The sequence below is a fragment of the Plesiomonas sp. genome, from assembly GCF_051650925.1.
GTDB lineage: Bacteria > Pseudomonadota > Gammaproteobacteria > Enterobacterales > CAMTGL01 > Plesiomonas.
The window spans coordinates 1-1,038 of record NZ_JBOFRH010000209.1 but is presented as its reverse complement, the minus strand read 5'-3'; the positions used below and the strand labels follow the sequence as shown (position 1 = coordinate 1,038).

2 protein-coding genes are annotated in these 1,038 nt (G+C 42.2%); one reads left to right on the top strand and one right to left on the bottom strand.

Translation table 11 applies throughout. The features are described from left to right. Positions 1-162: 162 nt before the first annotated feature. The gene (locus ACRC27_RS05070; RefSeq protein ID WP_438639333.1) at positions 163-549 is read left to right on the top strand and encodes a hypothetical protein; all 387 of its coding nucleotides are present in this window, start codon (positions 163-165) and stop codon (positions 547-549) included. Positions 550-645: 96 nt separating this feature from the next. Here ACRC27_RS05070 and ACRC27_RS05065 read toward each other — a convergent pair. Continuing rightward, the coding region (locus tag ACRC27_RS05065; protein ID WP_438639332.1) for an extracellular solute-binding protein at positions 646-1,038 on the bottom strand (393 nt) is incomplete at its 5' end.

Below are 1,038 nucleotides of genomic sequence, written 5' to 3'. Positions count from 1 at the left end.
TATGAAACATATGGTTACATTATTTTACTTGCTGAATCATCACCTTGAAAGTAAATATAAATTCACTTAATGAGGTTAATTATTCATTTAAGTGTTTTTGAAATAACACCTTGAGATACACAAACAGAGGACAACGTGATGACGATAAAGATGATTGCAAGTATGACTACACTGGTAATGGCCACATTGCTACCGACAGCTGTAAATGCCGCAGACAGTAAGCCTAAAAATGTGCAATACAGCTGTGGCGTCTTTAACCCGAGTGCAGTTAATGCTACCTATGAGTATGATGACGCAGCACAGGTGACTCAAGTGACATTACAGTATGCTGATCAGCAATGGATATTGCCAGTAAGCCAAAATCAGCCTAAAAAAATCGTGTTTAGTAATACTGAGCATCAATGGACAGTCATTAAACCACACCCGACCGCGCAAAATGCGCCAATGAACAGTGGTGAATTAGCAGAGATAATACCTCATGCGGCAAAAGGGCGGGTATTTGCAGTAGCACAAAAGATAGAAACAAACTGTTTTACCGAAGTGTTATGAGTTATTTATTATGATAGTGCGTAGCGGCACGCTTGCCTGCTCTGTAATAAACGCAAGCGTGCCTGAGCTAGATTACATTAAACGGTTATTTTAGGACTATTTAGCTTCTGATTTTCCATCAAACCGCGTCGTCCATGTCTGCAAAATACCATCCCGCTCACGTGCCGCCCAATCAAAATCATTTTCAATCATCTGAGCACTAATATCAGCAGGGTAAGACGTATGTGGAGTTGCGATACCTGGAATTGCTACCACGGCAAAAGATTGAGCATAAATCTGATTAGCTTCGGTACTGGCCGCAAAATTTAACAGCTTTTGTGCTGCATCAAGCTTACTTGTACCTTTGATAATCGCTGCCGCTTCCATATCCCACCCAGAGCCCTCTTGTGGGAAGATCACCTCTATCGGAGCACCTTTAGCTTTTAAACTGGCCGCCGGAAAATCAAATGAGATCCCGATAACGGCTTCGCCGCTCGCGGCTAATTTACA

What these genes read in the sequence shown, in the direction of transcription:
- ACRC27_RS05070 (WP_438639333.1), top strand. Translation starts at nt 163, where the DNA reads ATGACTACACTGGTAATGGCCACATTGCTACCGACAGCTGTAAATGCC.